This is a genomic window from Tenacibaculum agarivorans (assembly GCF_001936575.1).
GTDB classification, from domain to species: Bacteria; Bacteroidota; Bacteroidia; order Flavobacteriales; family Flavobacteriaceae; genus Polaribacter; species Polaribacter agarivorans.
The window spans coordinates 62,274-84,983 of the sequence record NZ_MSMP01000016.1 but is presented as its reverse complement, the minus strand read 5'-3'; the positions used below and the strand labels follow the sequence as shown (position 1 = coordinate 84,983).

The following is a 22,710-nucleotide window of genomic DNA, read 5'->3' as shown; positions in this document are numbered from 1 at the left end:
ATTTGATTTTTTAATAGGAAAAATAAATTTAACTAAATTCAAACCTATAAAACTCAATAATTATGAATTTAAAATTCTGTTAACTTAAATTTGATTGTGAAATTTTAGACTGGTATTCTCTATTTAAGATAATGTAATGTAAAGCAGTAATTAGATTGATTCTGGTTCTATAAAGATTTACAACTATTTCCTGATAGGAAAAGTAACCTTAGCATTAGCTAAAGAAATCAAATGTTTTATAGTTATATAGTAAAGAATTACAGTAAAGTTTACTGTTGATGTAAGAATGTAAATAAGTTAATAGACTTTATTTTAGATAATTCTAAACTGTAAAATAAGCAAGTACCTTAAGTAATTTTTATAAAAATTAACTTCTCATTAATATCTAGTTCACTAATAACTTCTGATCTGTTATCCACTAATATCTCTAACCATTCCGCAAAATTGGTAACTTTAAAATGTAATTTGTTGTCCAAATTACTGTAATATGCTAAAGGCCATTCCCCATTTTCGGTAACCTCATTTGTTAGCCAGCACCAGCTACCTCCATTCATATCTACAGAAGTTAAAGGTAATAATGTGTTTGTTAGTATTTGTTTTCGTTCACCAACAATTTCTATTTTAGGACCTATATCTTCCACAGATTCAGAAAGAAAAATAGATTTTCTAATGTCATTTATAGGATTATCATAAAATACACCACCATTAGCCATATGCTTTAGAAATAACTTATAGGATTTAGGTAATGTGAGATTTAAATCTTTTTCAATAGCTAATATTTCATCATCGGATAATTTTTTGCCTAGGTTTTTATGTCTAGAATAATTATCTAATAATATAATAATTAGATCCATAGTGGTATCCTCACTATGTGATGATTTTAATACCTTATCGATTTCTTTTCGAGCATCTTGAGTTAACTTCAAACGTTCCGAAATACTTTCTTTATTAGCTTGAGCTCCAGATTTATTAGCCAGAAACATAAAAAATGCACCGACTATTAAAACCAAAGAAGCAGTAGTTATAAAGAGGTTAAATTTATTTTTTTTCATTACAATAATTTCATTAGTTCATCATAGTCAGTAATTACTAGATCTGCATTTTGCAATGTTTGATTAGTTACTGCTGGGTTGTTATAACCAACAACAAAAATTCCTGCATCATTAGCTGCTTTAATACCATTGTCAGAATCTTCAATAACAATGCAGTTTTCTCTATCGTGACCACTTAAAGTAGCTGCTTTTTCAAAAATTTCAGGATGAGGTTTTGAAGCTTTTAAATCCGCTCCACTAACTTTTGCTTTAAAGAATTTATGTAAATCAAATCGATCAAAAACTCGGTTAATATTAACCATAGCTGAAGATGAAGCTAAAATTAAAGTGTATCCTTTATTGAAAAAATACTGAATCAAATCTTCTACGCCTTTGATTAAGCTTAGGTTCGGATCATTTTCAAAAAAACCTACAAAATGTTTCCGCTTATGAAGTACTAATTCTTCTGGATTTTCATCTAAGTTGAAATAGGTCACTATTTGTTGAAAAGTATTAATAGTAGAAGAACCTGTAAAAGAAGTGTAGAGTTCTTCAGAAACATCTAAATTTAAGGACTTAAAAGTTTCATAATAAGCTTTTTTATGTAAAGTTTCAGAGTCAATAATGACACCATCCATATCAAAAATTACACATTTTATATTTTGTATCATTCGCTAATTCAAAAATTTAGATAATAATTCGGGGGAAGGTATCATACACTCGTTTTTTTTACCAAACCATTTATAACGATTTTTAGCTATAAAATCGTATATGAAATCTCTTAAATAAGCGGGCAAAATAAAGAAAACTTGAGCTGTTTTCCAAAAACCACCAAATTCTTTCATTATTTTTAACGCTGCTGTCGATTTTATATAATAGGCTACATCAGGTTCATATAAAATTACAGAATCAATTTTTTGAGTATCTATTTTCAGTTGATTAATAATTTTTTTTCCAGAAGCTGATTGTAATGAAGAAAATAAAAAGGAGTTGTTTTTATCTAATTCAATAATTTTTAAGACAGAACTGTTACATAAATAACAGACTCCATCAAATAAGATAATTTTCTTATGACTTGGAAAACTTGACATATAGGACCCTCCCGAAATTTTTTATAAAATTACATTAACTTTTTGTAACATATTTACCAAAACAACGTCTTGTGAGTGTAAGTATATGAAATCTAACTATTATATACTTATCTTTAGTAAAAAATTAACTAAACTATATGATAAAAATTGAGGGCTTACATAAATCTTATCCCATTGGTAAAGACTCACTACATGTGTTAAAAGGTCTAGATTTACATATAAAAGAAGGAGAATTTGTATCTATTATGGGATCTTCTGGTTCAGGTAAATCAACTTTATTAAACATTGTAGGACTTTTAGATACTCACGATTTAGGGAACTATTATTTAAACGGACAACTTATTCAAAACTTAAATGAAAAGAAAGCAGCAGTATTACGTAATAAGTTCTTAGGCTTTGTTTTCCAATCGTTCAATTTAATTTCTTATAAGACCGCACTAGAAAATGTTGCTTTACCATTATATTATAAAGGTATTGGTCGTAAAGAACGTTTAAAAACTGCACAAGAGTATTTAGAAAAAGTAGAATTAGGACCTTGGGCAAATCACTTACCAAATGAATTATCTGGAGGTCAAAAACAACGTGTTGCCATAGCAAGAGCTTTAGCTACAAAACCTAAGGTGATTTTAGCAGATGAACCTACAGGAGCATTAGACTCTACAACTACAGATTCTGTTATGGATTTGCTAAAAGGAATTAATGATGAAGGAATGACTGTATTTGTAATTACGCATGAGGAAGAAGTAGCTGAGCAAACCAATAGAGTTGTTCGATTAAAAGATGGAGTGATTATTAGTGACGAGTTAACTGAGATAGGAAAGTCAAAAAACGCTAGCTATGTTTGATATAGATGCTTGGCGAGAAATTTTTCAGAGTATAAATAAGAATAAATTAAGATCTATTCTTTCAGGTTTTACTGTTGCGTTTGCTATTTTATTGTTCACTTTATTATTTGGTATTGTAAATGGTTTACAAAACTTTTTTACAAAAGCTTTTATAGACGATGCTGATAATTCAATGTTTGTAAGAACATGGAAAACAACAAAACCATACAAAGGATTACAGTCTGGAAGAATAATACAACTTAAAGATGAACATTTTGATTATATTCTAGAAAAGCACTCAGATAAAATACAACATATATCCGCTAGGAAATATTCAAGTGCTAGAATAACGTATAAAAATAAACAAGATTTTTATAACATTAGGGCTGTACATCCAGATCATAGATATTTAGAAAAGACAATTATTGATGAAGGAAGATTTATAAATCAATTAGATTTAAATCAAAAAAACAAAGTAATTGTAATTGGTCGATTAGTTAAGAAAGATTTATTTGGAGAACGACCTGCAATAGGTAAATATGTAAATGTAAGTGATATATCTTATAAGATTGTAGGAGTGTTTTCTGATGAAGGAGGAGATAGAGAAGAACGAAATGTGTATATGCCTATAACTACCGCGCAAAAATTATATGGGAATAATGATCATATAGATAATATACTTATAGGATATAGCCCTAAACTAACTATTGATAAAGCTGTTGCTTTCGGAAATAGATTAGAAAGAGAATTAAGACAAAAGCTAGATATTCATCCAGATGATCAGAATGCTTTATTCATAAGAAATATGGCAGAGGCAAATAAAGGAGTGGGACAGTTAACTACAGCATTATTTTTTATTGTAATATTTGTTGGATCAGGAACATTAATAGCAGGAATTATTGGTATAAGTAATATTATGATTTTTTCTATTAAAGAAAGGACTAAAGAGTTTGGAATACGAAAAGCACTAGGTGCTAAACCTGCATCAATAATAAGTATGGTAGTTAAAGAGTCGGTTTTAATTACAGGATTAGCCGGTTACCTTGGATTGCTGCTTGGTACATTTATATTAAACCAAATAGGAGATGGTTTAGAAAAGTATTTCATTCATAATCCTAGTGTAAGTTCAAGTTTAGTAATAGGAGCTACTATAACCTTAGTGTTGGCAGGATTATTAGCTGGCTATTTACCAGCGAAGAAAGCAGCAGGAATTAAACCAATTGTAGCATTAAGAGCAGATTAGTTATGTTTAAATTTTTATTTGACTCAGATACTTGGCAAGAAATTTACGGAGGAATTCGTAAAAATAAGGTTAGAACTATAATCACAATTTTAGGTGTACTATGGGGAATTTTTTTACTTGTAGTTTTGTTAGGAGCAGCTAGAGGTATGGAAAATAACTTTAAAACAGTTTTTGGTGATTTTGCAACAAATAGCTTGGCAGTATGGACTGAAACAACTGATACTCCTTTCAAAGGATTTCAAAAAGGAAGAAGAATTCAATTGAAGTCTAAAGATATTGAAGTTTTGAAGGAAGAATATAAAGGTGAATTACAATATATTGCACCTAGATGTCAAACTTCAAGTACTATAACCAATGGATTCAAGTATGGAGAATTTCAAGTTAGTGGTGATTATCCAGTGCTAGATAAAGTACAGAAGAAAAATTTGATTTATGGACGTTTTTTGAATGAAAATGATGTAAAGAATAAAACAAAAGTTGTTGTTATTGAAGAAAATATATACAAACAACTATTCGAGAAAAATGAAGATCCAATAAATCAGTATTTAATTATTAACAACGTAAATTATAAAGTAGTTGGAGTGTATAAGTCTGGAAATATAGATTTTGATGATGACGCAGCTTATATTCCATTCACAACGTTTCAACAAGTATACAATAGAGGTAATAGTATTGATTGGATGTTAGTGACAGTTTATGAAGGAATAGATATCAATCAATTTGAAAAAGATATCCAATTAACACTAAAAAATCTACATAAAGTACATCCAAAAGATAATAAAGCAATTGGAGGAGTTAATTTAGCAAAAGAAATAGGACGAGTTACTGGATTCTTAACAGGAATGCAATTCTTAACTTGGTTTGTTGGAATAGCTACTTTAATTGCAGGAGTATTTGCTATTGGGAATATCTTACTAATTACAGTAAAAGAAAGAACAAAAGAAATTGGTATTAGAAGAGCATTAGGAGCTACTCCAAGAGAAATAAGACAACAGGTTATTTTAGAGTCTATATTTCTAACTACAATAGCCGGAATGCTAGGAATTGTATTCGGAGGTTTGGTCTTGTTTATAATGGATTCAACTTTAGGTACAGGTCCCGATCCTTCACTATTAAATCCTACGGTAAATATTCCAATTATATTAATAGCATTTGCAATCCTAATAATTTTAGGAACCACTATTGGTCTAATACCAGCTTATATGGCAACTTTAATAAAACCAATTGAGGCATTAAGAGAAGAATAAATAAAAAAAATAATCAAGCTTTATAAATAAAAACAATGAGTAAGAGAGCAAAAATTATATTAACTATAGTAGTAGTATTATTCGCAGCAGTATTAATTTGGCTCGCGAAAAAGAACAAGAAAAATGTAGTACAATTTGAAACGGAAAAACCATTTAAAACAACAATTGTTAGAAAGACTGTAGCTACAGGTAAAGTAATTCCATTAGAGGAAGTACAAATAAAACCTCAAATTGCAGGAATTGTAGATAAGGTTGTTGCAGAAGAAGGACAAATTGTAAAAGCAGGAGATTTAATAGCAACAGTAAGAGTAGTACCTAATGTAGAAGCATTAAATTCTGCTAATAATGAAATTAAGAATGCGCAATTAGCTTACGATAATGCAAAAGTACAATTTGATCGTAATAAAAATTTATTCGAAAAAGGTGTAATTGCTAGACAAGAGTTCGAGAATTCTGAATTAAGCTTTAATAATGCAAAACAACGTTTATCGAATGCACGTTCTAATATGGATATTGTAAAAAGAGGTACTACTGCTGGTTTAGGAAGTGCAGCTAACACTAATATTAGAGCGACTTCTTCAGGAATGATTGTTGAAATCCCAATTAAAAAAGGAGCGCAAGTAATTCAAAGTAATAGTTTTAATGATGGTACAACTATAGCTACAGTTGCAGACATGAATAAAATGATTTTTGAAGGTAAAGTAGATGAATCAGAAGTAGGAAAATTAGTGAAAGGAACAGAGTTAAAAGTATCTTTAGGAGCTATTGAAGATAAAAATTTCCCAGCAAAATTAAATTTTATTGCACCTAAAGGAACAGAAGAAGGGGGAGCTGTACAATTTAAAATTAAAGCAGATGTAGCCTTAGATGAAAAATACTTTATAAGAGCAGGTTATTCTGCTAATGCGGATATAATTTTAGAGAAAAAAGATAGCATTTTAGCTATAAAAGAGGCTTTATTGAGGTTTGACAAGAAAACAGAGAAACCTTATGTAGAAATTAAAGTAGGAGAAAATAAATTTGAAAAGAAAGAATTAGAATTAGGAATCTCTGATGGGGTAAATATTGAAATAAAATCAGGAGTTACTGCAGAAGACGAAATTAAGATTTGGAACAAGGCATCTAAGGATAAAAAAGAAGAAAGTGATGATTAATGAACATTTTCTGATGTTTAAAAACAAAAAAAGACTTCTAGTAGAAGTCTTTTTTTGTTTTTAAACCTTCTTATCCATGTATTTATGTATTTAAACCATTAATAATTACGAAACAGTTTTTTTCCTGATAAAAATCATTAAGTATTGCCTTAATTTGCTGTAAACATAGTTGTTAACCCCCAATAAATGATTTCTATTATGAAAAAAAGTTACTTCAAAATTAAAATATGTTTAGCTATAGTATTTACAAGTATTTTTGCTCAAACATTAACGTCTCAAACTAGCGAACCTTTTAATTGTGTAACCGAAGCATATTTATTCCAGAGTAATGATGTATATGCTCAAAATCTAGCTTCAGGCTCAGCAATTTTAGATGCTATAGATATTACACCTAATGTTATAAATGGAGTAGGATATAATTCTAAAGATGGTTATATATGGGGATCTTTAAAATCACCAGCTAATACTATAGTAAGAATCGGTAAAGATTATGAAGTTACCACATATACGCTTTCTAATGCTCCATATTCTTATGTAGGTGATGTAAACCAAGATGGAGTTTATTTTCTTAAAAATGGAAGTTCTTCGTTTTATAAAATTGATCTAGATCCAGAATCTCCTACTTACTTAACTAATATTGGTAGTCAAGCACTTTCACAAGCAATTACAAATCATGATTGGGCATTTAATGCAGCAGATGATATGTTATATACTGTTGAGAAACATTCTAATATTTTATATAGAATTGATACAACTACAGGGAATGTAGAAGCTTTAGGAGAAGTACCAATCCTTTCAGGCTTAAATTACACATATGGAGCTGTATATTTTGATGTAGATGGTAATTTCTATATTTCAGCAAACCAAACCGGAACGGTTTATATTGTTTATGAAGTTCAAAATATTACAGTAGGAGGAAGTATGAAGTCTAATTTGTTTGCATTTGGTCCATCAAGTTCTCAAAATGATGGAGCAAGATGTCCAACAGCACCAGTACCACAAGAAGATTGTACTAATGGAGTTGATGATGATGGCGATGGGTTAGTGGATTGTGATGATCCTGCTTGTTCGGGAGTAGCAGCTTGTCCAACTATAACAAGAACGAGTAGTGGAAATGATGGAGGATTAGAAAGTAATAATCGTTTAGCTAGTCAAATTAGTCAAAGAAATATTAATAGAATTAAAAGAAATTATACTTTCAACAAGAAAACAGCTAAAAGGGTTAAGAAGAATAGTTTCTATGGTATGAAATCTGCTAACCAGACAATTTCATTATGGGATTTTGTACCTATGGATATAATTCCTGAAGCTACAGCAATTGAAAGTTCTCCAGGTGATTTGGTTGATATTACTAATGCAATTGATTTAGTTTCTGTAGATTATCTTAAAGGAAATGATAATGTCGGAACGCTATTGGTTTTAGAAACTCAAGATGAGGTATATGAACATACTAAACATATTTGTGATCGTTTTACTGGAGCAGAATTACTATCTGTATCTACTATGGAAATTAATGAGGCAACATTTATTAAATCTGTAGTTAAACAACCAGATGGATCTGTAGAATATGTGGCTAGCTTTTCTGTGAGAGTCTCAGAAGATAGTGCATTTTTTATTGCTGAATCACATTGGAATTTAGATCAATATAGTGATACAGGTTTTTATAACTTTCAAGTTTGGGCAAATTCTGTAGATGATCTATATAACTTGTCTCAAGAAGTGATTCGTTTGATAGAAATTCAAAAACCAATAGCTAGTTATATCAGTTCTCAAGCTCCACCTGTTTATGTTAGAAAAGCAAGTTATATGAACGGAGGAAAAATTAATCTTGAGGTTATCAATACGTTATCTTCTGAATCAATTACAATCGAAGGGTTTAAAAGAGCCACAGAAACAAGTGAAATTGAACCAGTAAATTTAACAATTACCGCGCCTAATTATGTAAATAATATAACTTTAGAAGTAGGAAGTTTATATGATATTGGTTTTAGAGTTAGAAATGCTTTAGATATATCTCCAGATGATCTTTTCCTTTCTGATGGTACTTGGGGTATAGATTATAGCTCAGAAAATTATATCGATTCTTTTGAAGTCATTAAAAGTGATATTTCTGAAGGTAAAGATGCTTATAACGTTGAAAGAGGTATTGTATTAACTACCACTACTAATCAAGATGTTTCTATATATCGATCTTTAACTCCTAAGTTTGAACCTGTTGATGTTTCAAATTATAATCAAATAACTTTTAAAGCTAAAGGAGATGGTAAATTGAAATTAACATTTATTAAAGATGAAATTACTTCTTGGGAAGAGCAACCTTATCTAATGATTGAGTTAACAGAAAATGAAAAGGAATATGTATTGCATAACGCAGATATTATTGCAGCTAAAGGAGGAACAAATTTAAATGATATAAAAATGTTATTGTTTACTTTAGTTAGTGAAGACGTTACTATAAAAACTAAGAAGTTTGACATAACAGATATTCAGTTTTCTAAGCAATCTACAGCATCACTAGAAGAGCAAGATCAAGAAATTACAGCTAGAGTAGTTCCAAATCCAATAGTAGATCAAGCAACGTTCAATTTTGAAGTAAAAAATGCAGATGATTATATTTTAGAAATCTATAATTTATTAGGGAAAAGAGTATTCTCTCGTAAGATACAAGCTGTGGTTGGTAAAAATAAGGTAGTATTTTATCGTAATGAGCTTTCTTCAGGAGCATATTTATATTCATTAAACTCTTCAAATCAAAAAATAAAAGGTAAGATTTTGTTGAAATAATGTTAACTATCTAGAATAGAGGTTGTTTTAACTGTGTTTTTGCATTATTTTCAATAAAAACAAAAATTAACCTATGTTAATTTAATTTAATTGCGATTAACATAGGTTAATTTATTTTAAATTCAATCATTTCTCTAAATTGATAAGAATTTTTCATTTGATCGAATCAATGATACCGTTTGTCGAACTTTTAACTACTGAAAGTCTAAAAATTAAATTTTACATCTTAAATCTGACGTAAATTTGCAGTGTAAAACAACAGTAATCTTAAATAAAACAAGACATGAATATTACTCAATTGTTCTTAGAAATTATAGAAAAGTTTGTTCAACAGTTAAGACCTGAAATGAATGTTCAAAAGATTCCTGTGTATGTAAAAAAAGATAAATACCCATTTAAAAGGTAATTACATTCAAAATATAAATTGAATCATAATATTTCCCCTTATTACATTTAGTAATAGTATAATCCCCAATATTAAAAGTGAACTCTTTATGAGTTCCTTTTTTTTTGCTTTAAATTTAGTCAATTGTGAATCGTACAGTAGAACAATTTAAAATATTGAAGTACCAATTTAAGGTATGAATTGTATTCAACGTTATAATAATGTTATTTACCGAACTTAAGTTTTCACAAATCTAAAATTTCAATAAAAAAGGGAAAACAATTGTAATTTAGAAGTGTCATTAGCGACAAAGTTCAAAGGAATCCCTAAAAGATTAAAATCATGAAAATTTTTAAGTATTTAAACGAAATCTTAACTCAATTATTTAATCAGTTATCTCCAGGAATGAATGTGCAAAAAATTCCAGTATACGTTAAAAAAGACAAACATTCTTTTCGTAAATAATTGAATTTATAAGTAATAAGAAAATCCTTTAACTAATTCTCAATACATAATAAGTATAAAGTTTAGTAAATCCCAATAAAAAAAGAACTCATATAGAGTTCCTTTTTTATTTTATGCAATAAGTAGTTTTTTATTAAGTGAACATTTTAGCAACGTTTTCTGCTTTTCTACTTTCCGAATAATCATAAAAACCTTCACCAGACTTTACACCTAGCTTTCCAGCTGTTACCATATTTACTAATAAAGGACATGGAGCATATTTAGGGTTTTTAAATCCATCATACATTACATTAAGTATCGATAAACATACATCCAAACCTATAAAGTCAGCTAATTGTAATGGTCCCATAGGATGAGCCATACCTAGTTTCATTACAGTATCTATTTCTTTAACACCAGCAACTCCGTTGTATAAAGTCTCGATAGATTCATTAATCATTGGCATTAAAATTCTATTAGCCACAAATCCAGGGTAATCATTAACTTCTACTGGTACTTTATTAATTTTTTGAGTAAGTTCAACAATATAATCATTAACTTCATCAGAAGTGTTATAACCTCTAATAATCTCTACTAGCTTCATAATAGGAACAGGATTCATAAAATGCATCCCAATTACCTTTTCTGGTCTAGAAGTAACAGCAGCGATTTGAGTTATAGAAATAGATGAAGTATTGGTAGCCAAAATTGTATCTTCAGGACAAACATCATCTAATTCTTTAAAAATTTTAAGTTTTAAATCGATATTCTCAGTAGCCGCTTCTACAACTAAACCAGCATACTGAACACCTTCCTTAATATTAGTAAATGTAGTAATATTCTTAAGCGTGTTTTCTTTGTCTTCAGCTGTGATCTTTTCTTTTGCTACCATTCTATCTAAGTTTTTAGAAATAGTAGCTAATCCTTTATCTAAAGCTTTTTGAGAAATATCAATTAATTGAACATTGTATCCAAATTGAGCAAAGGTATGTGCTATACCATTTCCCATGGTACCAGCACCAATTACTGCAATATTATTCATTTGTGAAATTTAGTTTAATTTATTTGTTAGAGAAACAATCTATAATTTGATGAGCAACTCGTAATGCTTCAGTTCCTTGAGTTAATGAAACTATAGGAACTGTATTATTTTTAATAGCATCAGCAAATGAGTTTAATTCATCTAAAATTGCGTTATTCTGTTCTATTTTAGGATTTTCAAAATAAATCTGCTTTTTCATGCCTTCAGCATTTTGCAAAATAATTGCAAAATCATCTGGTGTTTCAGGGGCATCTTTCATTTTAACAACCTCTGATTTCTTCTCTAGGAAATCAACAGAGATGTAAGCATCTTTCTGAAAGAAACGAGACTTTCTCATATTTTTCATAGAGATTCTACTAGAAGTTAAATTGGCAACACATCCATTTTCGAATTCGATCCTTGCATTTGCAATATCGGGAGTTTCGGAAATGACAGAAACTCCACTAGCATAGACATTTTTCACCTTAGATTTTACAACGGAAAGTATAATATCTATATCGTGAATCATTAAATCTAAAACCACAGGAACATCTGTACCTCTTGGATTAAATTCAGCTAATCGATGAGTTTCAATAAACATAGGAGTATCAATAATATCCTTTACTGCAGTAAAAGCAGGATTAAATCGTTCAACATGACCAACTTGACCACGAACATGATTTTGACTAGCCAAAGTTCTAATAGCCTCAGCTTCTTGAATAGTATTGGTGATTGGTTTTTCAATAAAAATATGTTTACCTTTTTCTATGGCTAGTTTAGCACAATCAAAATGAGATAAGGTTGGGGTTACAATATCTACTACATCTACAGCATCAATTAAACTTTCAACAGAATCAAATAAATGATATCCGTATTCAGTAACAACTTTATCAGCATTTTCTTTATTAGGATCATAAAAACCAACAAGTTCATATCTTTCTGATTCTTGTAGAAGGCGTAAGTGAATCTTCCCTAGGTGACCAGCACCTAAAACTCCAGCTTTTAGCATAAATGTTTAGATTTATTAAAGGGTGTTAATTGTTTAAAAAAATCAACATCAACAAAGATACACTTTTATAGATTTGTTTTGTAATTATTACTACTTTTAGCTTGCTGAAAAATCAAATGAGGTGAGAGATACAACCAAACATCAAGGGCTTAGAAACCAATTAGCTAATGTATTGCACAAAAAAGGAATTGTGGATGAAAAAGTATTGAGTGCAGTAAGGAAAATTCCACGACACTTATTTATCGATAGCAGTTTTGAAGATCATGCTTACAAAGACAAGGCTTTCCCTATTGCAGCTGATCAAACTATTTCGCATCCGTATACAGTAGCATTTCAAACACAAACTCTTGAAATTAAGGAAGGTGAGAAAGTACTTGAAATAGGTACAGGTTCAGGTTATCAAACAGCAGTGCTTTTAGAATTAAAAGCAGAAGTGTATACCATAGAAAGACAGCACGAGCTTTTTAAGAAAACATCGTTGTTTTTACCTAAAATTGGGTATAAGGCAAAACGTTTTGTATTTGGTGATGGGTATAAAGGACTACCTGAAAATGCTCCTTTTGATAAAATTATAGTAACAGCTGGGGCACCTTTTATTCCAAAACCATTATTAGGTCAGTTAAAAGTAGGAGGGAAGTTATTAATACCTGTAGGTGATGGTACTCAAATTATGACTTTATTAGTCCGTACGTCTCCAAAAGAATTTGAAAAACATGAGTTAGGTGATTTTAGATTTGTACCTATGTTAGAGAAGAAGAATTAATTATTTAATTTTTTGAATACTTTACTTTTCTCTAATATCATTCTCTCAATTATTTTGGGATAAGATAGTTTAATATAATTTGATTTAGCGTAAGATAATTTTTGATGATTATAAGAGAAAAATGGCAGAAATAATTGAGCATCAATACTGTCTTTTTCAGTAATATCTTTTCTTTTAATAACTTCAAAAGTGTTTTCTCTATGATTAACTATCAATAAAGGTTTATTATAAATCAAATCATTAATAGTATCACCATTTTTATTGTTTTGGTGATAAGCTCCCCAATAATAAGGATCTAAGAGTTCTTGGCGAGTTACTTTTGAAGAAAAACTTTCATAAGGATTGATCGAGAAAGATCCTGCACCTGTTCCACAATCTAGTCCATATTCATAATCATTCTTAAAATGAGGAGTATTTACCTTTAACCTATAACGGTATCTAAATATAGAATCATTCATTTTAAATAAAAGTTGATCGTATCTGTAGGTCCAGACTAAAAAAGCTTTTATTGATGTATTCTTAAAATTAATTTCATATAGATTATTTTCTTTAGTAATCTCTATACTTAAATCCTCTGATTCTATTTCTTGACTACTAGTTTCCCAGTCATATAAATTGTTTAAAAATGTAGGTAAGTAATAACTTCTAAAAACATATAAGTCTACAAGAACGAATAGAGAAGTCAACGAAAGAAATGTAATAACAATTTTTTTTAACTTTTTCATAAGTTAAAAGTAACAAAAAAATCCGCAAAATAGCGGATTTATTGAATTTGAAAAAAGAACAATCAACTTATTCAGCTGTAGCATCAGCTACAACTACGTCTTGTTGAAGGTTTTGTTGAGTCTGTTTTTGGTTATTTTGTGATAAACCACATGGAGCTGTGCTTCCACAAGATGTTAATCCTAATAAACCAACTACACAAATTACAATAAATACTACTCTTTTCATTTTTTTACTTTTAAAAACGCTAATTTATAAAATTTTAATTAATTTATCAGAATCAATTTTCTCTTTTATAACGTTGAAGGTTTCCATTTTATTTTGAATGTCAGTCAATAAATTTTCAGAAATAGGTTTTCCATCATTCCATTCTGTAATAGATAGCCATTTTTGTATGTCTTCTAGCTGTTGCTCATATCGTACAGAAAGTATTTGATCTATGTTTTCTAGAGATTTAAAACCACTTGTACAATTATTAATAATATCCAATACTGTTTTTATTTGTTCAGGATAGTTTTCTAAAATTTCTTCTCGAATTGCTACTACAAAACAAGGCCATGGAGTAGGACAGTCTCCTAAACGTCTAAACGTTCCGTTATCTACTAAAGGTTTTGTCGTAAAATGTTCCCACATAAAATAGTCAGCTTCACCATTCGTTAAAGCATCAATTCCTCCTTGCAAGTTTTTAACTACTTTAAATTGTAATTTATCAATATCCCAACCATTATTATAAGCGTTAACTATAGCCATTAAATGAGAGCCGGATCCATATCTACTAATGGCAACTGTTGCGTTTTCAAGGTCATCAATGGTTTTAAACTTTGATTTCGCACCGACGTGAATTCCCCAGATTAAAGGACTTTTTACAAAAGTTTGAATAATCTTAGAAGGATTACCGTCGATAATATCTTTAATAATACCTTCAGTCAGTACTATAGCTATATCTACATCACCTTCTCTTAGAGCTTTACACATGGCGCCAGTCCCACCGGGAAAGTCTTGCCAGCGTAAATTGATATTTTGTTGGGTATATTCTTTATTTTTTAGGGTAATGTACCAAGGGTAGTTAAAATGTTCAGGAACACCACCTACTTTTAAATTCAGCATTTATTCAACTAATTTTTGTAATGTATATGTAATTAAATCTTCAACAACCTTACTAGGATTTTTACTAAATGTTCCGTTAGCTCTATTTGCCAAAATAGCATTCATTGAACAAGCATTATGACCTAATAATTTAGAAAGTCCATATATGGCAGAAGTTTCCATTTCTAGGTTGGTAATTCTGTGGTTATTGTAGGAGAAATTATCTATCTTTTTATTTATGTTTTCATCCTGTAGAGGAAGTCTTAATACTCTTCCTTGAGGAGCATAAAAGCCACCTGCAGTAGCTGTAATTCCTGTAAATGTAAGTTCAGAAAGCAGTTTTTCTTCTAATACTTTTGAATTAGCTACAACTAAAGGATATGATTTTCTTTGAGACCAATTGGTTTGTTTTACAAATTCCTCTTCTATTTCTGGGTGAGAAATTTGGTCTACTTTGTAAGCTTGTAACATACCATTTAAATCGATAGCATGTGTACTTAGTAAAAAACTATCTATTGGAATATCACTTTGTAGTGAGCCTGATGTTCCTATTCTAACAATATTAAGTTGCGTGTGTGTTTCTTTCACAACTCTTGTAGTAAAATCAATATTAACTAAGGCATCTAGTTCATTGAGTACAATATCAATATTATCAGGACCAATTCCAGTAGAGATAACGGTAATTCTTTTGCCTTTATAAATACCAGTAGTAGTTTTAAATTCTCTTTTTTGCGTAGAGAATTCAATACTGTCGAAATGTTTAGTTACTTTATCTACCCTGTCTTGATCTCCAACAAAAATGAGATCTTTGGAAATATGTTGAGGCTTTAAATTTAAATGATAAATACTTCCATCATCATTTAAGATAAGCTCAGAATTTTTAATATGCATCTACGATGTTAATTTCAATAGCTTATTTGTAGAATTCATAAACAAGTAGCTATATTTTCTTGCGCCGCCAAGATACGAAAAATCTGAACGAATTTGTCGGTAATAGTTAAGCTGATTATTCAGTACTTCTTTCCCAATGTCATTTAATTTAACAGGATTGAAAGATGAGAATAATTTTTTTAATTCTTGAAGCTTGTTGGTGTATTGAATATCTCCAAACCCATAAACTCCTTGTTGATTTAGAAGTGTACTTACTAATTCATTTTCACTTTTAAATTGAGTACTATCAGCAGTTGATAAAATTGTGTTTTCAATGGAATTTAACCCATTTTCAATAGATGGAAATCGCTGTAAATGTGCACTAATAGCATCTGTTAAATAGATGAAAGGAGATGAAGGATTGAATTTATGGACAGTTTCCAGTCGTATAGGACTATCAGAACAATATAATTGCCAAATGTAATCAGCATATTCAATATCATCTTGAGTTAATGTAGTTCTATTCTCGTGTAATTTTAATAGTTCTTTTTGAGTTAATTTTGAAAATCCAACAGCTCTTTTATTTTCATCGGGGCCAGTTTGAATTATAGTTATTTTTCTTCCTTTCCTATACCTTTTTAACCAGCTTACTACGGCTATCATATTTATCTGGCAGAACAAATCATGATCAAACCATAAAATGATCTCATCTTGATTTTGTTTACATAAATTTCTATATTCTTTTAAAGTAAAGTCAATAAAAGTTTTCTTGGTAATTTTGTAGGATGAATTTAAGAAATCAAAACGGGTTTTCCAGAAATCTTCACTACCAACATCTGTTGTAGTTTTTCCTTCACATAGCATTTCTCGCCATGTTATAATTTCACCTTCTATTGGTAAGTTTCGTAAAATTTCGGTGGTAAAATCACCATTGGTTATGTGTAAAAAAGAACTCATTGGAAAGGGACTTTAAAATACACCCCAATATTAATGAAAAAAAAGATATGTTGAGAATCTTATTTAGTATTAGTCTAATTTTTAATTAATTATTATCTTTTTTGTTAAAAAAATGATTTTTTTAAAATCAGTACAAGGAGATTTAACATAAATAGTTAACGTTTTTTTATCTTATCCCCCAACTCGCTTAACATTAAAACCTTTTTCTTTTAACAGTTTCATAATTTGATCTCTATAGTCACCTTGAATAATGATTTTTTCGTCTTTAAAAGAACCTCCAACAGAAAATTTAGTTTTAATTTCTTTAGCTAACTTTTTAAAATCTTCAGTAGCTCCATTGTAACCATCTATAATTGTAATAGGTTTTCCTTTTCGTTTTTCATATTTACAAAGTAATGGTTCTTCTTGAAGCCAAACATCTGGCTTTTCTTCCTTAGGAGCTTCTTCAAGCTGATGATCAGGAAATAAATTTTTAAGTTGATCTTGTAAATCCATAGTTTTTATTTTAAAGTCTAAAGATGTGTTTAAAAAATTTAACTTAATATCTAGTAGTTATTTAATTAACCCTAGTTCACGTAGACGTTCATTTAGAAATTCACCTGCGGTAATGTCTTCAAACTGTTTAGGATTTTTAGCGTCTATACAATTTTCTAAGACGTCTAATTTCATTTCAGAAATAGGATGCATGAAGAAAGGAATTGAATATCTAGAAGTTCCCCATAACTCTTTAGGAGGATTTACTACACGATGAATTGTAGACTTTAACTTGTTATTACTATGACGTGATAACATGTCTCCTACATTAATCATAAGTTCATCAGGTTGAGCTATAGCATCTACCCATTCTCCATCATGATTCTGAACTTGTAAGCCTTTACCATGAGCTCCCATTAAAAGTGTGATTAAATTAATATCTCCATGAGCAGCTGCTCTAACAGCTCCTTTAGGTTCTTCTTTAATTGGAGGGTAGTGGATAGGTCTTAAAATACTATTTCCATTTAAGATATATTGGTCAAAGTATTCTTCGTCTAGATCTAAAAACAAAGCTAAAGCTCGCAAAACGTATTTAGCTGTTTTTTCTAGCATTTTATAAGTTTGCTTTCCTACTTCGTTAAACTCTGGTAATTCATCAACAATTACATTAGCAGGATATTCATTTTCTAATTTTGAGTTATTTTCTACATACTGTCCGAAATGCCAAAACTCTTTTAAGTCTCCTTCTTTTTTTCCTTTAGCACTTTCTTTACCAAATGAAACATAACCACGTTGTCCACCTATGCCAGGAATTTCATACTTCTGTTTTACATCTACAGGAAGATCGAAAAATTCTTTGATTTGACTGTATAGATTTTCTACTAGTGTATCGTCTAAAAAATGTCCTTTTAAAGCTACAAAACCAATAGTTTCATAGGCATTACCAATCTCATTAATAAACTTTTGTTTTCTTTCAACATCTTCAGATAAAAAATCTTGTAAATCTACACTTGGTATTCTAGTCATTTTGGTACGTTTTAAAGTATAAAATTAATAAAAAAGCACTTATTTTTCAATGAAGTGATTTAAACTTTTTGAATTGATCTAAAAATTAATGATTTTATATCCATATAGAGACTTTCCAAGCCAAAAATGAGAGATAGGAAAGAGAAAAGATAAAATATAGATATAAACGAGTAATCTTTTAGCTAATTAGAAAAATTAAGCCACTTCTTTATATTTATTTTTTTGCAAATGGAATTAAATAAGATAGTGTATAGTTGAATCCAAATCCTGTATTACTCTCGAAAACCGTGTTAAATCCTGGGAAATATAAGGTTTTAAAGTTAGTTTGATCATCTATACTAAGTCCTACTTTATAAGCTCCATGAAACCCCATAAATAAGTTTTTGAATGTTTCAACTTTAATTCCTAATTGAAATTCAAACCAGTGTCCAGTTAAACCAGATTCTGAAATATTAACTTCTTGCGGAACAGTAGGAAAAAAAATATCGCTTGTAGTACTTCCAGTAGAAACATTTGGAGTGAAACTATTTAATGTTTGTTCAAAAATCGCAAATCCATATCTACCACCTACATAGATTTCATTATTCATGTCTAACCAATTCGTATAGGTATTATAGTTAGCTCCTAAACGAATATAGTTTCCTTTAGATGTTGAAGTGGTAAAATCTTCAAATGTAATTTCCTCTTCTCGTCCAATTTCACCAGCAATATACCATCGTTTAGATATTCTATAATCACCTACAATTTCTATCCCAGTATAACTTTTATCTACAAAATTTAAACCTAGTTTACTTAAATCTATCCCTAAACGCAACCCATATCCTGTTTTATAAACTATGGTATCTTTAGAAGTATCTTTCTTTTTAGAAATTTTTTGTTTAGACGATTTTTGTTGCGTTGTTTTTTGTTGAGAATAACTATTAACAAGAAACAATAAGAAAAAACAATTAATGAAAAATGTTAACGTGCGCATTTATTTGTGAATTAATTGATTCTATTTCATTTACAGATAATCTACTTATCCAACCATTATCTCTTTCAAGAGTAACATTATTATAAATTACTCTATACCCACAAGAACGAGAAACATATTCGTTTTCGGGCATGTATTTTACAGTTAAAGTGGCTGTTTCATTACCAACCATCCCCACATCACTGTCGGTTTGATTTCTTTTTAATATGAATACTGTTTCGTTAGTTAATGAGTTCAAAGGAATAGCTATACTATCCGTAGTTATACTTTGGTGTATGCTATCACCTGCTGCTAATCCTTGTGCTGTAATTGATAGACGCATAGCTTCTTTTAGATTGTCAACATTATCCTTATCATAGAAACGTAAAATAAGATTAGGTGTTACTGGATTTTCTACACAAAAATCGTCTCGTTCACAAGAAAAAAAAGTGATACTAGTTATGGATAGTACTAGTACGACGAATAAAATTTTAATAATTTTCATCTAGTATTATTTTTCAAACAAAACAACAGTTTCAATATGGGCAGTATGAGGAAACTGGTCTACTAAGCTGATTTTTTTTATTTGGTATCCTGCTTCATTTAATTGCTCTGTATCTCTTGCCTGTGTTGCTGGGTTACAAGATACATAAACCATTCTATCTGCATTTAGATTTATGATTTTTTTAAGTGTTTTTGGAGCAATTCCTGCTCTAGCTGGATCGAGAATTATAGTTCTAATTTTATTTTTATATTGAGGATGTTCCGTTAAAAACTTGCCTACATCAGCAGCGTAAAATTCAACTCCTTCAATATGATTTCTTTGAGCATTCTTTTTCGCATCTTCAATGGCAGAAGCTACAATATCTACACCAATTATTTTTGTGTTATTACTATTAGATGCTAAAATTTGACCGATGGTTCCTGTTCCACAAAACAAATCCATGACTACAGTATTGTCAATAGCTTCTTTATTTTCTAAAGCATATTCAACAACCTTACTATATAATTTTTCTGCTGATTTAGGATTGGTTTGAAAAAAGCTTTCCATACTGATTTCAAAATTCAAGTGTAATAACTCTTCTACTATTTTATTTTTACCGTAGATTAATTTTGTACTACCATTAGTTGGTATATCTCTATCACCAATATCGTCATTAATAATATGTAAAACTCCTGCAACACGATCTCCAAATAGTTCCACTAAGTAGTCTGCAAATTTTTTAACACTAAACTTAGATAATTCTTTAGATGTAGTTGTTAATCCGAATAAAAGTTCATCAGTTTTATATGATTTACGGACAATAAGATGTCTAAAAAATCCTTCTTTTCGAGGTCCGTGCCATGGTTCTAGATTTGTGGCCTCGCAATATTGTCTAATATTTTTTAAATTATTTTCTAACTCTGCATCAAAAAGACCACTGTCTTTATCTAAGTTTTCTCCCATCCACCATACACCACGTCTTTTAAAACCTAATGTAAATTCATCTACATCTGAATTTATTGCTGCGTCAAAACCAATAGCAGAAAAACTATACACCATTTTATTTCTGTAATGGTATACATTTGGTGAAGTTACAAATTCATCAAAATAAGCTTCAATATCATCTATTTTTGCAAATTTTTTGAATAATGTCATAGTACTACTATACTTGTATTCATGTTGCTTTTCAATAGGTAATTTAATATACGGCGCTCCAGGAATTTCCTGAAAATCTGTAGCAATTTCATCTTTAGATTCTTCTATTACTTCAATTAGCTTACATTCTGCATAGCTTTTTTGAGACTTTGTTACTTTAGCTTTAACTAACTGACCCGGTAAGGTATTATGCACAAAAACTACAAATTCACCTAGTTCTGAACGAATTCTACCAGCTCCTTTTCCACCGAAGGCATAGTCTTCAATTAATAATTCAATGATTTCTCCTCGTTTCACAAATTTATTGCGTTCTCTTCTTGGCATTACTTACTGTTTAAGGAATGCAAAATTAGAAAATACTGGTGGTTTAATGCCTAAAATGTAATAAAAAAGACCACCAAAAAAGTTTTTTAGGTGGTCTTGTTATTTTTTCTAGAAATCTTTTAGTCTCTCGGAGTAGTAGTAATGTCTATGGTATTGTCGCTTTTTACAATAATTACGTAGTCCTCGCAAAAGTTAACATTTACTGTTTTAACTAATTCTGTTCCACTTTTTAGTACTACAGTGTAGGTGATTTCCCCTGGTGAGTAGCTGGTTGTGGGTGAAGATTGTCCAGATTCTATGTTATTGATGTTTTCGGTATTTCCTCCTGTAGTTTTTACCTGAACACTTACCTCATCTGTACCTTGATTAGTAACTCTAGCTGTTGGGTTTTCATTATCACAACCAGAACAACTTTGAAAAAAAGCCATTGCTACAATTAAAAAAAATGGGACGATTTTTTTGAATAATTTCATGATTTTGGGGTTTAAATTGTTAATATATTCAATATTTTACGGCTATAATATACTGTTTTTTTTATGGTTTCTATTTTTTAGACAAAAAAACGACTTAAAAGTCACCGAGAAATGATGCGAGTTAGTGCTTGTTATAAAAAAGTTACAGGAATTTTTAAAAATAAATGAACCTTCTGCCATTTTATACGTCTATGTTATGAAGTTTAATCTATGAAGAACATGAGCAAAGAGATTGATGCAGAATTAGTTTCAGCATTTCAATCCGGAGATAATAAAGCATTTGTATCGCTGGTAAAAAGATGGCATGTGTCATTTTGTAAGTTAGGATATTGGTATGTTAAGGATGTTGACTTAGCTAAAGATATAGCTCAAGAGAGTTGGATTATAGTATATAACAAATTACAAAAATTAGAAGATCCTAAAAAATTTAAAAACTGGGCAATACGTATAGTAAATAGAAAAGCAATTGATTTTTTACGATTTCAAAAAAAGATAGATAAAAAGAACGAAGAATATAAAAACACATTCCAAGTTACCACAGAAGATAGTACTTCTAATAATGAAGTCAAAAATCAATTATTAAAAGAAATTAAAAAATTAAGTATAGAACATCAGGAGGTTTTACAGTTGTTTTATGTAGAAAGTTACTCGTTAAAAGAAATTAGCACATTACTTAGAATCTCTTTAGGAACTGTAAAATCCAGATTGTTCTATGGTAGAGAATTATTAAAGAAAACAATGATTAAATATAAAACAAATGAAAAATTTTAGAGAAATAGATGAGTTGATAAAAGAAACGTTAAGTGAAGAAGAAGCAAAGTTTTATGATGAATTGAACGAGCAGAACATTTTCCAAATGATGTTTGGTATTTTTAAAGGAAAAAATAGATGGATGACAATTACAATTAGTATTGTACAGTTGATTTGGTTTGTAGTGTTTGTTTATTGTGCGATTCAGTTTTTTAATACCGAAGAGACTAATGAATTAATTCGTTGGGGAATTTTTGGAGCTTTGAGTATAATGGCCTCATCTATGTTGAAATTTTATACTTGGATGCAAATGGATAAAAGAGCGTTGTTACGAGAAATTAAACGTTTAGAATTACAAGTTTCATCTTTATCTGGAAAAATATCTGATTAAGATTGTATAAAAGCACTAAGTATTTAATAAATTGCACCCTCTTTTAGGG

Annotated in this window: 26 protein-coding genes; 10 read left to right on the top strand and 16 right to left on the bottom strand. The window is 29.7% G+C overall.

The annotated features are described in order from the left end of the window. Positions 1 to 347 precede the first annotated feature (347 nt). Genes BVC87_RS13485 through BVC87_RS13475 form a run of 3 tightly spaced genes read right to left on the bottom strand, consistent with a single transcriptional unit; the run spans position 348 to position 2,122 of the window. A complete protein-coding gene (locus BVC87_RS13485; RefSeq protein WP_075342914.1) occupies positions 348 to 1,052 on the bottom strand; it encodes an SMI1/KNR4 family protein in 705 nt (234 codons plus the stop codon). Beyond that, complete coding sequence (locus BVC87_RS13480; RefSeq protein WP_075342913.1) at positions 1,052 to 1,702, bottom strand: HAD family hydrolase; 651 nt, start codon at positions 1,700 to 1,702, stop codon at positions 1,052 to 1,054. Before BVC87_RS13480 ends, BVC87_RS13485 begins: the two co-directional genes overlap by 1 nt. Before the next feature lie 3 nt (positions 1,703 to 1,705). After that, complete coding sequence (locus tag BVC87_RS13475) at positions 1,706 to 2,122, bottom strand: thiol-disulfide oxidoreductase DCC family protein (RefSeq protein WP_075342912.1); 417 nt, start codon at positions 2,120 to 2,122, stop codon at positions 1,706 to 1,708. A gap of 137 nt (positions 2,123 to 2,259) precedes the next feature. On the opposite strand from BVC87_RS13475, the gene BVC87_RS13470 reads away from it, so the two are divergent. The 7 genes from BVC87_RS13470 to BVC87_RS23865 all read left to right on the top strand — a co-directional run bounded on the left by BVC87_RS13470 (position 2,260) and on the right by BVC87_RS23865 (position 10,224). Continuing rightward, positions 2,260 to 2,967 (top strand): ABC transporter ATP-binding protein, encoded by a 708-nt coding sequence (locus tag BVC87_RS13470; protein ID WP_075342911.1) that lies wholly within the window; start codon positions 2,260 to 2,262, stop codon positions 2,965 to 2,967. Continuing rightward, positions 2,960 to 4,189: an ABC transporter permease gene (locus tag BVC87_RS13465; protein WP_075342910.1), complete on the top strand. Its 1,230-nt coding sequence runs from the start codon at positions 2,960 to 2,962 to the stop codon at positions 4,187 to 4,189. Before BVC87_RS13470 ends, BVC87_RS13465 begins: the two co-directional genes overlap by 8 nt. 2 nt (positions 4,190 to 4,191) lie before the next feature. After that, positions 4,192 to 5,436 (top strand): ABC transporter permease, encoded by a 1,245-nt coding sequence (locus BVC87_RS13460; RefSeq protein ID WP_075342909.1) that lies wholly within the window; start codon positions 4,192 to 4,194, stop codon positions 5,434 to 5,436. A 35-nt stretch (positions 5,437 to 5,471) separates the two neighbouring features. Continuing rightward, the gene (locus tag BVC87_RS13455) at positions 5,472 to 6,590 is read left to right on the top strand and encodes an efflux RND transporter periplasmic adaptor subunit (RefSeq protein WP_075342908.1); all 1,119 of its coding nucleotides are present in this window, start codon (positions 5,472 to 5,474) and stop codon (positions 6,588 to 6,590) included. A gap of 198 nt (positions 6,591 to 6,788) precedes the next feature. Continuing rightward, a complete protein-coding gene (locus BVC87_RS13450) occupies positions 6,789 to 9,374 on the top strand; it encodes a DUF6923 family protein (protein WP_075342936.1) in 2,586 nt (861 codons plus the stop codon). A gap of 283 nt (positions 9,375 to 9,657) precedes the next feature. Continuing rightward, complete coding sequence (locus tag BVC87_RS23870) at positions 9,658 to 9,780, top strand: hypothetical protein (RefSeq protein WP_262509529.1); 123 nt, start codon at positions 9,658 to 9,660, stop codon at positions 9,778 to 9,780. Positions 9,781 to 10,101: 321 nt separating this feature from the next. Then, entirely contained in the window at positions 10,102 to 10,224 is a 123-nt protein-coding gene (locus BVC87_RS23865; RefSeq protein ID WP_262509528.1) for a hypothetical protein, read from the top strand. Between the two features lie 133 nt (positions 10,225 to 10,357). On the opposite strand, the gene BVC87_RS13445 is transcribed toward BVC87_RS23865, so the two are convergent. Further along, positions 10,358 to 11,245, bottom strand: a complete 888-nt coding sequence (locus tag BVC87_RS13445) for a 3-hydroxybutyryl-CoA dehydrogenase (RefSeq protein ID WP_075342907.1) — start codon at positions 11,243 to 11,245, stop codon at positions 10,358 to 10,360. A 19-nt stretch (positions 11,246 to 11,264) separates the two neighbouring features. Next, positions 11,265 to 12,233, bottom strand: a complete 969-nt coding sequence (locus BVC87_RS13440; protein ID WP_075342906.1) for a Gfo/Idh/MocA family protein — start codon at positions 12,231 to 12,233, stop codon at positions 11,265 to 11,267. Positions 12,234 to 12,354: 121 nt separating this feature from the next. Between BVC87_RS13440 and BVC87_RS13435 the strand changes: the two genes are divergently transcribed. Further along, positions 12,355 to 12,996 (top strand): protein-L-isoaspartate(D-aspartate) O-methyltransferase, encoded by a 642-nt coding sequence (locus tag BVC87_RS13435; RefSeq protein ID WP_075342905.1) that lies wholly within the window; start codon positions 12,355 to 12,357, stop codon positions 12,994 to 12,996. Here the strand turns inward: BVC87_RS13435 and BVC87_RS13430 are convergent. The 11 genes from BVC87_RS13430 to BVC87_RS13385 all read right to left on the bottom strand — a co-directional run bounded on the left by BVC87_RS13430 (position 12,993) and on the right by BVC87_RS13385 (position 21,520). Beyond that, on the bottom strand, positions 12,993 to 13,721 hold the full coding sequence (locus BVC87_RS13430; protein WP_075342904.1) for a hypothetical protein: 729 nt from the start codon (positions 13,719 to 13,721) through the stop codon (positions 12,993 to 12,995). The two genes, BVC87_RS13435 and BVC87_RS13430, sit on opposite strands and share 4 nt — an antisense overlap. Before the next feature lie 67 nt (positions 13,722 to 13,788). Then, positions 13,789 to 13,947 carry a hypothetical protein gene (locus BVC87_RS23415; RefSeq protein WP_159439358.1) on the bottom strand — a complete coding sequence of 53 codons (159 nt, stop codon included), beginning with the start codon at positions 13,945 to 13,947 and terminating at the stop codon, positions 13,789 to 13,791. Between the two features lie 24 nt (positions 13,948 to 13,971). Continuing rightward, complete coding sequence (locus tag BVC87_RS13425; protein WP_075342903.1) at positions 13,972 to 14,826, bottom strand: substrate-binding domain-containing protein; 855 nt, start codon at positions 14,824 to 14,826, stop codon at positions 13,972 to 13,974. Further along, positions 14,827 to 15,696, bottom strand: a complete 870-nt coding sequence (locus BVC87_RS13420; RefSeq protein WP_075342902.1) for a nucleoside phosphorylase — start codon at positions 15,694 to 15,696, stop codon at positions 14,827 to 14,829. After that, positions 15,697 to 16,632, bottom strand: a complete 936-nt coding sequence (locus BVC87_RS13415; protein ID WP_075342901.1) for a DUF1835 domain-containing protein — start codon at positions 16,630 to 16,632, stop codon at positions 15,697 to 15,699. A 171-nt stretch (positions 16,633 to 16,803) separates the two neighbouring features. Next, complete coding sequence (locus BVC87_RS13410; RefSeq protein ID WP_075342900.1) at positions 16,804 to 17,127, bottom strand: translation initiation factor; 324 nt, start codon at positions 17,125 to 17,127, stop codon at positions 16,804 to 16,806. Between the two features lie 57 nt (positions 17,128 to 17,184). Then, a complete protein-coding gene (locus tag BVC87_RS13405) occupies positions 17,185 to 18,132 on the bottom strand; it encodes an isopenicillin N synthase family dioxygenase (protein ID WP_075342899.1) in 948 nt (315 codons plus the stop codon). Between the two features lie 214 nt (positions 18,133 to 18,346). After that, positions 18,347 to 19,105, bottom strand: coding sequence for a DUF6048 family protein (locus BVC87_RS13400; protein WP_075342898.1), 759 nt, complete (start codon positions 19,103 to 19,105; stop codon positions 18,347 to 18,349). Continuing rightward, entirely contained in the window at positions 19,080 to 19,589 is a 510-nt protein-coding gene (locus BVC87_RS13395; RefSeq protein ID WP_083629460.1) for a DUF6452 family protein, read from the bottom strand. The genes BVC87_RS13400 and BVC87_RS13395 overlap by 26 nt, the downstream gene beginning before the upstream one ends. A 6-nt stretch (positions 19,590 to 19,595) precedes the next feature. After that, positions 19,596 to 21,047: a 23S rRNA (uracil(1939)-C(5))-methyltransferase RlmD gene (rlmD, locus tag BVC87_RS13390; protein WP_075342897.1), complete on the bottom strand. Its 1,452-nt coding sequence runs from the start codon at positions 21,045 to 21,047 to the stop codon at positions 19,596 to 19,598. 119 nt (positions 21,048 to 21,166) lie between these two features. After that, positions 21,167 to 21,520 (bottom strand): hypothetical protein, encoded by a 354-nt coding sequence (locus tag BVC87_RS13385; RefSeq protein ID WP_075342896.1) that lies wholly within the window; start codon positions 21,518 to 21,520, stop codon positions 21,167 to 21,169. 219 nt (positions 21,521 to 21,739) lie between these two features. Between BVC87_RS13385 and BVC87_RS13380 the strand changes: the two genes are divergently transcribed. Together BVC87_RS13380 and BVC87_RS13375 are read left to right on the top strand one after the other, a co-directional pair. Then, positions 21,740 to 22,291, top strand: a complete 552-nt coding sequence (locus tag BVC87_RS13380; protein WP_159439357.1) for an RNA polymerase sigma factor — start codon at positions 21,740 to 21,742, stop codon at positions 22,289 to 22,291. Then, complete coding sequence (locus BVC87_RS13375) at positions 22,278 to 22,661, top strand: DUF6768 family protein (RefSeq protein ID WP_075342894.1); 384 nt, start codon at positions 22,278 to 22,280, stop codon at positions 22,659 to 22,661. The genes BVC87_RS13380 and BVC87_RS13375 overlap by 14 nt, the downstream gene beginning before the upstream one ends. The last annotated feature ends 49 nt before the right edge of the window (positions 22,662 to 22,710 follow it).

Excerpts from the sequence above, each read along its gene's own strand:
- BVC87_RS13405 (WP_075342899.1), bottom strand. The coding sequence starts at position 18,132 with ATGACTAGAATACCAAGTGTAGATTTACAAGATTTTTTATCTGAAGAT.
- BVC87_RS13400 (WP_075342898.1), bottom strand. The coding sequence starts at position 19,105 with ATGCGCACGTTAACATTTTTCATTAATTGTTTTTTCTTATTGTTTCTT.
- BVC87_RS13420 (WP_075342902.1), bottom strand. The coding sequence starts at position 15,696 with ATGCATATTAAAAATTCTGAGCTTATCTTAAATGATGATGGAAGTATT.
- BVC87_RS13475 (WP_075342912.1), bottom strand. The coding sequence starts at position 2,122 with ATGTCAAGTTTTCCAAGTCATAAGAAAATTATCTTATTTGATGGAGTC.
- BVC87_RS13470 (WP_075342911.1), top strand. The coding sequence starts at position 2,260 with ATGATAAAAATTGAGGGCTTACATAAATCTTATCCCATTGGTAAAGAC.
- BVC87_RS13450 (WP_075342936.1), top strand. The coding sequence starts at position 6,789 with ATGAAAAAAAGTTACTTCAAAATTAAAATATGTTTAGCTATAGTATTT.
- rlmD (WP_075342897.1), bottom strand. The coding sequence starts at position 21,047 with ATGCCAAGAAGAGAACGCAATAAATTTGTGAAACGAGGAGAAATCATT.
- BVC87_RS13410 (WP_075342900.1), bottom strand. The coding sequence starts at position 17,127 with ATGGATTTACAAGATCAACTTAAAAATTTATTTCCTGATCATCAGCTT.
- BVC87_RS23870 (WP_262509529.1), top strand. The coding sequence starts at position 9,658 with ATGAATATTACTCAATTGTTCTTAGAAATTATAGAAAAGTTTGTTCAA.
- BVC87_RS23865 (WP_262509528.1), top strand. The coding sequence starts at position 10,102 with ATGAAAATTTTTAAGTATTTAAACGAAATCTTAACTCAATTATTTAAT.
- BVC87_RS13460 (WP_075342909.1), top strand. The coding sequence starts at position 4,192 with ATGTTTAAATTTTTATTTGACTCAGATACTTGGCAAGAAATTTACGGA.
- BVC87_RS13455 (WP_075342908.1), top strand. The coding sequence starts at position 5,472 with ATGAGTAAGAGAGCAAAAATTATATTAACTATAGTAGTAGTATTATTC.
- BVC87_RS13485 (WP_075342914.1), bottom strand. The coding sequence starts at position 1,052 with ATGAAAAAAAATAAATTTAACCTCTTTATAACTACTGCTTCTTTGGTT.
- BVC87_RS23415 (WP_159439358.1), bottom strand. The coding sequence starts at position 13,947 with ATGAAAAGAGTAGTATTTATTGTAATTTGTGTAGTTGGTTTATTAGGA.
- BVC87_RS13445 (WP_075342907.1), bottom strand. The coding sequence starts at position 11,245 with ATGAATAATATTGCAGTAATTGGTGCTGGTACCATGGGAAATGGTATA.
- BVC87_RS13425 (WP_075342903.1), bottom strand. The coding sequence starts at position 14,826 with ATGCTGAATTTAAAAGTAGGTGGTGTTCCTGAACATTTTAACTACCCT.
- BVC87_RS13380 (WP_159439357.1), top strand. The coding sequence starts at position 21,740 with ATGAGCAAAGAGATTGATGCAGAATTAGTTTCAGCATTTCAATCCGGA.
- BVC87_RS13415 (WP_075342901.1), bottom strand. The coding sequence starts at position 16,632 with ATGAGTTCTTTTTTACACATAACCAATGGTGATTTTACCACCGAAATT.
- BVC87_RS13440 (WP_075342906.1), bottom strand. The coding sequence starts at position 12,233 with ATGCTAAAAGCTGGAGTTTTAGGTGCTGGTCACCTAGGGAAGATTCAC.
- BVC87_RS13385 (WP_075342896.1), bottom strand. The coding sequence starts at position 21,520 with ATGAAATTATTCAAAAAAATCGTCCCATTTTTTTTAATTGTAGCAATG.
- BVC87_RS13395 (WP_083629460.1), bottom strand. The coding sequence starts at position 19,589 with ATGAAAATTATTAAAATTTTATTCGTCGTACTAGTACTATCCATAACT.
- BVC87_RS13480 (WP_075342913.1), bottom strand. The coding sequence starts at position 1,702 with ATGATACAAAATATAAAATGTGTAATTTTTGATATGGATGGTGTCATT.
- BVC87_RS13465 (WP_075342910.1), top strand. The coding sequence starts at position 2,960 with ATGTTTGATATAGATGCTTGGCGAGAAATTTTTCAGAGTATAAATAAG.
- BVC87_RS13430 (WP_075342904.1), bottom strand. The coding sequence starts at position 13,721 with ATGAAAAAGTTAAAAAAAATTGTTATTACATTTCTTTCGTTGACTTCT.
- BVC87_RS13375 (WP_075342894.1), top strand. The coding sequence starts at position 22,278 with ATGAAAAATTTTAGAGAAATAGATGAGTTGATAAAAGAAACGTTAAGT.